The 7,211-nt window shown below is 40.0% G+C and carries 5 protein-coding genes; all 5 read left to right on the forward strand.

Going from position 1 to position 7,211, the window contains the following annotated elements; translation table 11 throughout:
• Positions 1-216: 216 nt before the first annotated feature.
• The 5 genes from rsmH (at position 217) to spxB (ending at position 7,065) form a co-directional block, all read left to right on the forward strand.
• Positions 217-1,164 carry a 16S rRNA (cytosine(1402)-N(4))-methyltransferase RsmH gene (gene rsmH / locus ACYQ21_RS14075; RefSeq protein ID WP_460059177.1) on the forward strand — a complete coding sequence of 316 codons (948 nt, stop codon included), beginning with the start codon at positions 217-219 and terminating at the stop codon, positions 1,162-1,164.
• A 97-nt stretch (positions 1,165-1,261) separates the two neighbouring features.
• Positions 1,262-1,642, forward strand: coding sequence for a cell division protein FtsL (locus tag ACYQ21_RS14080; protein WP_460059178.1), 381 nt, complete (start codon positions 1,262-1,264; stop codon positions 1,640-1,642).
• A 12-nt stretch (positions 1,643-1,654) separates the two neighbouring features.
• Positions 1,655-3,949 (forward strand): penicillin-binding transpeptidase domain-containing protein, encoded by a 2,295-nt coding sequence (locus tag ACYQ21_RS14085; protein ID WP_460059179.1) that lies wholly within the window; start codon positions 1,655-1,657, stop codon positions 3,947-3,949.
• A gap of 141 nt (positions 3,950-4,090) precedes the next feature.
• Positions 4,091-5,080, forward strand: a complete 990-nt coding sequence (gene mraY, locus ACYQ21_RS14090; RefSeq protein WP_460059181.1) for a phospho-N-acetylmuramoyl-pentapeptide-transferase — start codon at positions 4,091-4,093, stop codon at positions 5,078-5,080.
• Between the two features lie 194 nt (positions 5,081-5,274).
• Positions 5,275-7,065: a pyruvate oxidase gene (gene spxB, locus ACYQ21_RS14095; protein WP_460059180.1), complete on the forward strand. Its 1,791-nt coding sequence runs from the start codon at positions 5,275-5,277 to the stop codon at positions 7,063-7,065.
• Positions 7,066-7,211: the final 146 nt, after the last annotated feature.

The following is a 7,211-nucleotide window of genomic DNA, read 5'->3' on the forward strand; positions in this document are numbered from 1 at the left end:
GACAGGATGTTTATGGCACTGATAAACACAAATAAGATGATATGATTCAGATATTCGTCTCGATTTCATGACTATAATATGACAATTCAGTAAAAATCTAGATATTGCTAGATTTTTTTGGTATAATAAGATTTGTTTAGGAGATGCGTTAATGTGTCAACTGATTTTGAAGTCATAACACTAAAATCAGCTCTAAACACTGGAAAGTGAGTATACATGTCAGACCAGACAACTTTTAAGCATGATACCGTTCTGCTACACGAAACCGTTGATATGCTTGAAGTCAAGCCTGATGGCATCTACATTGACGCCACACTAGGTGGTGCAGGTCATAGCGAGTATTTGCTGAGCCAATTCACTACAGGGCACCTGTATGCTTTTGATCAGGATGAAACAGCCCACCAAAATGCTAAAATAAAACTAAAAACACAGCTTGAAGCTGGACGTGTGACGTTGATTAAAAATAATTTTCGCCATCTTAGGGCGGCACTAGCAGAATATGGTGTCACTGAATTTGATGGTATTCTCTATGATTTGGGTGTCTCAAGTCCTCAGTTCGATGACAGTCAACGCGGTTTCTCTTATAAAAAAGAGGCTAGACTAGACATGCGCATGGATCAATCACAGGCATTGACCGCACACGATGTTGTCAATACTTATGCCTTTAACGATTTGATGCGGATTTTTAGCCGTTATGGTGAAGAAAAATTCTCTAAACAAATTGCGCGTAAAATTGAAAAAGCAAGAGAAATTGCACCAATAGATACGACATTGCAGTTAGCAGATATCATTAAATCTGCCTTACCTCAAAAAGAATTGAAGAAAAAAGGTCATCCGGCTAAACGAATCTTTCAAGCTATTCGCATTGAAGTGAACGATGAACTGGGTGCAGCTGCTGAATCAATTGAAACAGCAATTCATATGCTTAAAAAAGATGGCAGAATATCTGTGATTACTTTCCATTCTTTAGAAGATAAGCTAACAAAGTCTCTCTTTAAAGAATATGCGACAGTTGATATTCCACGTGGTTTACCCATGATACCCGAGGAGATGAAGCCACTTTTAACATTGGTCAATCGGAAGCCAATTTTAGCATCAGATGAAGAACTAGCCTTTAATAACCGAGCACATTCTGCTAAATTAAGGGTTGCTCAAAAAAATTAATGACAGCTAGTCACAAGTAAAATTAGAAAGACTTTGAGCGGGCTACAGCTCGCGAATGACCTCGATTGGCTAGACTTTAGTTTAGAAAGGTAAAAACATGGCAGCTAAACCAAAAGAATATTTTGATATCAAAACCGCCAATCAAAATGGTAGTTACAATATTTCTGTGGACTCAATTGCGCCAGAGCTTTTGACGCGGAAATTTAAGAAACTGTCAAACGTTGAAAAAGTATTTTACCTTTCAGTCGTTGTGACAGCGATTATGCTTGCGATTGGTATGGTTTTTGTTAGAACTAAAATTATTGAAGTTGAGCAAAATACTTTGACGATTCAGTCAGAAGTTGCAAAAAAAGAAGAACAACTCAAAGCTTATGATCAACAAATTAATGAATTGATGACTGATGAACGGGTTGCAAATCAAGCAAAAGATAATGATTTGAAGATAAATAACGACAATGTGATAAAGGCAACGAAATAAATGATAAATTTTTTGAAAAAACTTGTACTCTTTCCATTTCGGAAAGTAGCTAAAAATGCAGCTAAAACGCATTTAAGCCCACAAGCCAACCGTAAACGGATTGCGCAGGACATTTTGATTCTCGCTATCTTTGTGTTTACGGTTTTTATCGTTAGATTTTCTTGGCTTATCGTTACGGATTCTAGCAATGGTGTGACATTGTCTTCACGCGCCAAATCAAATTATTCAGAAACAACGACGATTTATGCCAAACGTGGCACGATTCTTGATCGCAATGGCACGGCGATTGCGATGGATTCTAGTGATTACTCTATCTATGTGATTTTGGATTCAACTTATGTTTCAACTGACGGTAAGAAACTCTACGCCGCATCGAAAGATTTTTCAGCGATTGCGCAACTCTTCAAAGAAAAGTTAGGCATAGATGAAAAATATACTTTGGAGCAACTCCAGCGTAAAGGGGCGAGTCAGGTCGAGTTTGGGACAGCGGGAAAACATATCTCATTTACGAAAAAAGAAGAGATTGAGAATGAAGCGAAGTCAAAAAGTGTTGCAGGCATTGGTTTTACATCTCATTTGGCACGTTCTTACCCGCAGGGAAATTTTGCTTCAAACTTTATCGGACTTGCTGGTCTTATAGATGGTGATGATGATACTAAAGGTCTCATCGGTCAATTTGGTTTGGAGGCATCATTAAACGATATTTTATCAGGGAAAAATGGTGTTGAAACATTAGAAAAAGACAAGAATGGGCAAGCGCTTCAAGGAGTTGCCAAGTCAGTTACACCAGCCCAAGATGGTGAAGATGTTTACACAACAATAGATTCGAGTATTCAAAAATATCTAGAGACTCTGATGGATACGACACCTGTAAAAGATGCCGTTGCACAAAATATTGTGGCAACGCTTGTCAAAGCAGATACTGGAGAAATTTTGGCAACGACTCAGCGTCCGACTTTTAATCCTGTGACGCAAACAGTCATTGGTCCTAAGGATGATAAAAAGTCAGACAAAGAAAATATAGGCATACAGAAAAATCTGCTTTATCAAGTTCAGTTTGAGCCGGGGTCAACCTTCAAGTTGTTTACGTTAGCGGCAGGGATTGAAAACAAAGTCTTTAATCCCAATTTAACTTATACCTCAAAACCGATACAAGTCGCTGATAAGCCTGTCGGTGACTGGGATGCCGAAGACTTCCCTAATGGTCTGACGATGACCTATGCCCAAGGCTTTTCGCACTCTTCAAATGTTGCGATGTCAAATCTTCAGCTAGCTATGGGCGATAAAGCATGGGATGATTACTTGAGACGTTTCAGATTTGGTATACCGACACGTATGGGGTTTGGAGGTGAAAGCTTTGGCAATCTACCTGCTGAAAATATTGTTTCTCAAGTCAATTCATCTTTTGGTCAAGGGATTAGTGTGACAGAAGTACAAATGCTACGCGGTTATACTGCTATTGCCAATAGTGGTAAGATGTTAGAGCCACATTTTATTTCTAAAATCGCTAACATTGATGCGGGGACAGAACGCATCAGTCAACCAGAAATTGTTGGCAAACCAATTGAGAAATCAACGGCTGATGACATCCTTAAATATATGGTTGGTGTCGGAACGGATACGACTTTCGGGACAGCTTATAACTTTAAAGAGAATCACCCTTATTATCAAGTAGAGGGTAAAGAAGTGTCGATTAAAACTGGAACCGCTCAGGTAGCCAAGCCAACAGGGGGGTATTATGACGAGGGGGAAACACCTTATCTTTATTCATCTGTTGTCATGGTACCATCAGAAAATCCAGATTTCATTTTCTATATGACGGTAACACTGCCAGAACATTGGATGCCATCGTTTATTTCAGATGTTGCTAATCCATTATTGGAGCGTGCTTACGAGCTTAAGTCAACAATTGATGCAACATCACTGGCAATGAGCAATAGCAATGTCAAAGAATCGAAAGTAAGTTTGAAAAATTACAAGGGGGAAGATCCCGGTAGTACACTAGACCAGTTGCGCCAACAGCTCTTACAACCAGTCGTTGTGGGAAGTGGTTCAGTCATTACTGAACAATCAATTGAAGCTGGAACGAAACTTGGTGCCAATGTGCGTGTTTTACTCTTAACAGACGGTGATATTGATATGCCAGATATCTATGATTGGTCTAAGGAAGATGTTGAAACCTTAGCTAAGTGGGCTGGTATTACAGTCACTTATAATGGCTCTGAGACTGGAAAAGTAACAGAACAAAGTATCAAGATGAATACGAGCTTGAAAAAAGGTCAAAAATTAACAGTGACACTTAATTAACGCATGACAAAAATGAATGTGCTAGAGAGAATGAGTTGCTTTCCTTTCAAGCTAATGTTTTTGTTTTGTCAAAATTAAGACAAACGTCATCTATAATTGACGCATTATTTGATTCACTAGAAAATTACGGAAATGAATATGATTTTAAATTCTATTATTGCTGGACTTGTGGCGTTTATTGTCACTGTCTTTACCATTCCCGCCTTTATCCGCTTTTACCATAAAGCAAAAATTGGTGGACAACAAATGCACGAAGATGTCAAGCAGCATGCTGCAAAAGCAGGGACACCTACTATGGGTGGCTTTGTTTTTGTCGTGGTGAGTTTGCTCGTTTCGTTCGTATTTGCGCTTATTTTGGGTAAACTGACGGCTGCTTTTATGGTCATTTGGTTTGTCTTTGCCATCTATGCAGTTGTCGGTTTCCTAGATGACTTTTTGAAAATCTTTAAACAAATTAATCAGGGGTTGACAAGCTGGCAAAAATTGGTGGCACAAATCGTAACGGGTATTATTGCCTACCTTGTTTATACACACGAAACTGCCGCTAATTTTTTAAATATTTTTGGTTTTCGCGTCAATCTCGGTGTTTTCTTTGTTATCTTTCTTGTCTTTTGGTTAGTTGGTTTCTCAAATGCTGTTAATCTGACCGATGGGATTGATGGTTTGGCATCTATTTCAGTCGTGATTTCTCTTCTTGCCTATGCAGTGATTGCAATACACCAAAGTCGTTTTGATGTTGTAATTTTAATCGTTGCTGTTATTGGTAGCTTACTTGGCTTTTTCATCTTCAACCATAAACCAGCTAAGATTTTTATGGGGGATGTCGGGAGTTTAGCACTTGGTGGTTTACTCGGGATTATCTCGATTATTTTAAATGTTGAGTGGACTTTGCTTTTGATAGGGATTGTCTATGTATTTGAGACTGTTAGTGTGATGATGCAGGTAACTTACTTTAAAATCACACAAGGTAAACGCATCTTCCGAATGACACCTGTTCATCATCATTTTGAATTGGGTGGCATTTCGGGGCACGGTAAACCTTGGTCGGAATGGCGCGTTGATGCGTTCTTCTGGACTATCTCCTTGATAGGGTCAAGTTTGGCACTCGTTATCTATTTGGTACAAAATTGAGGGTTGACAAACGTATATAAGAAAAGGTAGCGATTTTCGAACCTTTTTTCTTTATCTCATAAATCAGAAGGTGTATAATGAAAGTGTAGAAAAGTTAAGCGCTTTCGATTTCTTGAATGTTGTCTTGACTTACGCATTGACAGATGATGAGTTGATATTTTTGATGAGTCACTCAGTGAGAAGGAGCTAGGCTAATGGATAAAATTAACGCAGGTGTTGCAGCAGTCAAAGTATTAGAAGAATGGGGTGTGAAACACATCTATGGGATTCCCGGTGGCTCTATCAATTCTTTGATGGACGCTTTATTGCATGAAAAAGATAAGATTGACTATATTCAAGTGCGTCATGAAGAAGTGGGTGCACTCGCAGCAGCCATGCACGCTAAATACACCGGTCATATTGGTGTGGCATTTGGTTCAGCTGGTCCCGGAGGGACGCACTTGCTCAATGGCTTGTATGACGCACGTGAGGATCATGTGCCTGTCTTAGCCATTGTCGGACAATTTGCGACGACTGGCATGAATATGGATACCTTCCAAGAAATGAACGAAAATCCAATTTATGCAGACGTTGCCATTTATAATCGGACAATTACAACTGCGGAACAAATCCCTCATGTCATTGATGAGGGCATTCGTCAAGCCTATGCCAAAAATGGTGTCGCTGTTGTCCAATTACCAGTCAATCTAGGGACCTTTGATATTCCTGCCAAACCGTTTTATTCTGTAGCGAATGCGCACCGAACATTTCCAAATCCTACCCTCCATTTTGGAGATATAGAGGCGGCTGCTAAGATACTAGATGCGTCTGAAAAAACGATTATTTACGCTGGTATTGGCACGCGAGGTGCTGGTCAAGATGTCGTTGACTTATCTCGTAAAATCAAAGCACCTGTTGCAGTGACGGGCATCAATTTTGACGAATTTGATTCAGATTTTGAAGCCTTGCTAGGCTCTGCCAATCGTGTGGCGAATAAACCGGCCAATGAAGCCTTTCCAAATGCGGATACAGTCGTTTTTGTTGGGAATAATTATCCTTTTGCAGAAGTCACTAATCTTTTTGAAAATGTGAAAAACTTCATTCAGATTGACATCAACCCTGCCAATCTTGGGAAACGTAACTATAATGATGTGACGATTTTAGGTGATGCAGGTGAAGCCATTCGTGAGTTGACGAAGTTGACCAAAGAAAAAACAGAAACAGGTTGGTGGCGTGCCAATCTTGCCAATGTTAAAAACTGGAATGACTACATTCACAAACTTGAAACCAAAACAGATGGCGACCTGCAACTGTATCAAGTCTACCATCAAATCAACACCCACGCCGAAGATGATGCCATCTTCTCAATCGATGTCGGCGATGTAACGCAAACTTCCGTTCGCCATCTCCATCTCAATCCCAAACAAATGTGGCGGACCTCTAACCTCTTTGCGACCATGGGTATCGGCATTCCGGGTGCGCTGACTGCCAAACTTGATTTCCCAGATCGTCAAGTCTGGAATTTAGCGGGCGACGGTGGCTTTAACATGGTCATGCAAGACCTAGCCACAGAAGTACAGTACAAGCTACCAATTATCAATGTCGTTTTCAGCAACAACCAGTTTGGTTTTATTAAAGATGAGCAAGAAGAAACAAACTCAGGCTACATCGGCGTTGAATTCATGGGGGTAGATTTTGCAAAAATTGCGGCAGGCATGGGGGCAAAAGGTTATACCCTAACAAGTATAGCGGACGCAAAATCTGTCTTTGATGCAGCCTTAGCGGATGTTGCCAAGGGCGAAACCGTTTTGATTGATGCCAAAATCTCTGGCGACAGACCAATCCCAGTCGAAGCACTGGTTTTAGATGAAAAAATTCATGATAGGGGTGCAATTGCAGCTTATCGTGAACGGTATGAAGCAGAGGAGTTGGTACCTTTAACTGATTATCTAAAAGCAGAAGGCATTGAACCTAAATACAAGGCAGTTGATTTGGGTGGCTTCTGATAAAAAGACAAGTTTATGATATAATCCCGAGTTTGACAGTTAAAAATCAGAAAAACACTATTCCGCCTTGTGATATAAGGAGTTATAGCGTTTTGTTCTCAATTATTTTTGTTGTATACACACCCCTCTTGCGAATTGTCTCAGCT

The organism is Pseudolactococcus yaeyamensis (assembly GCF_054658615.1).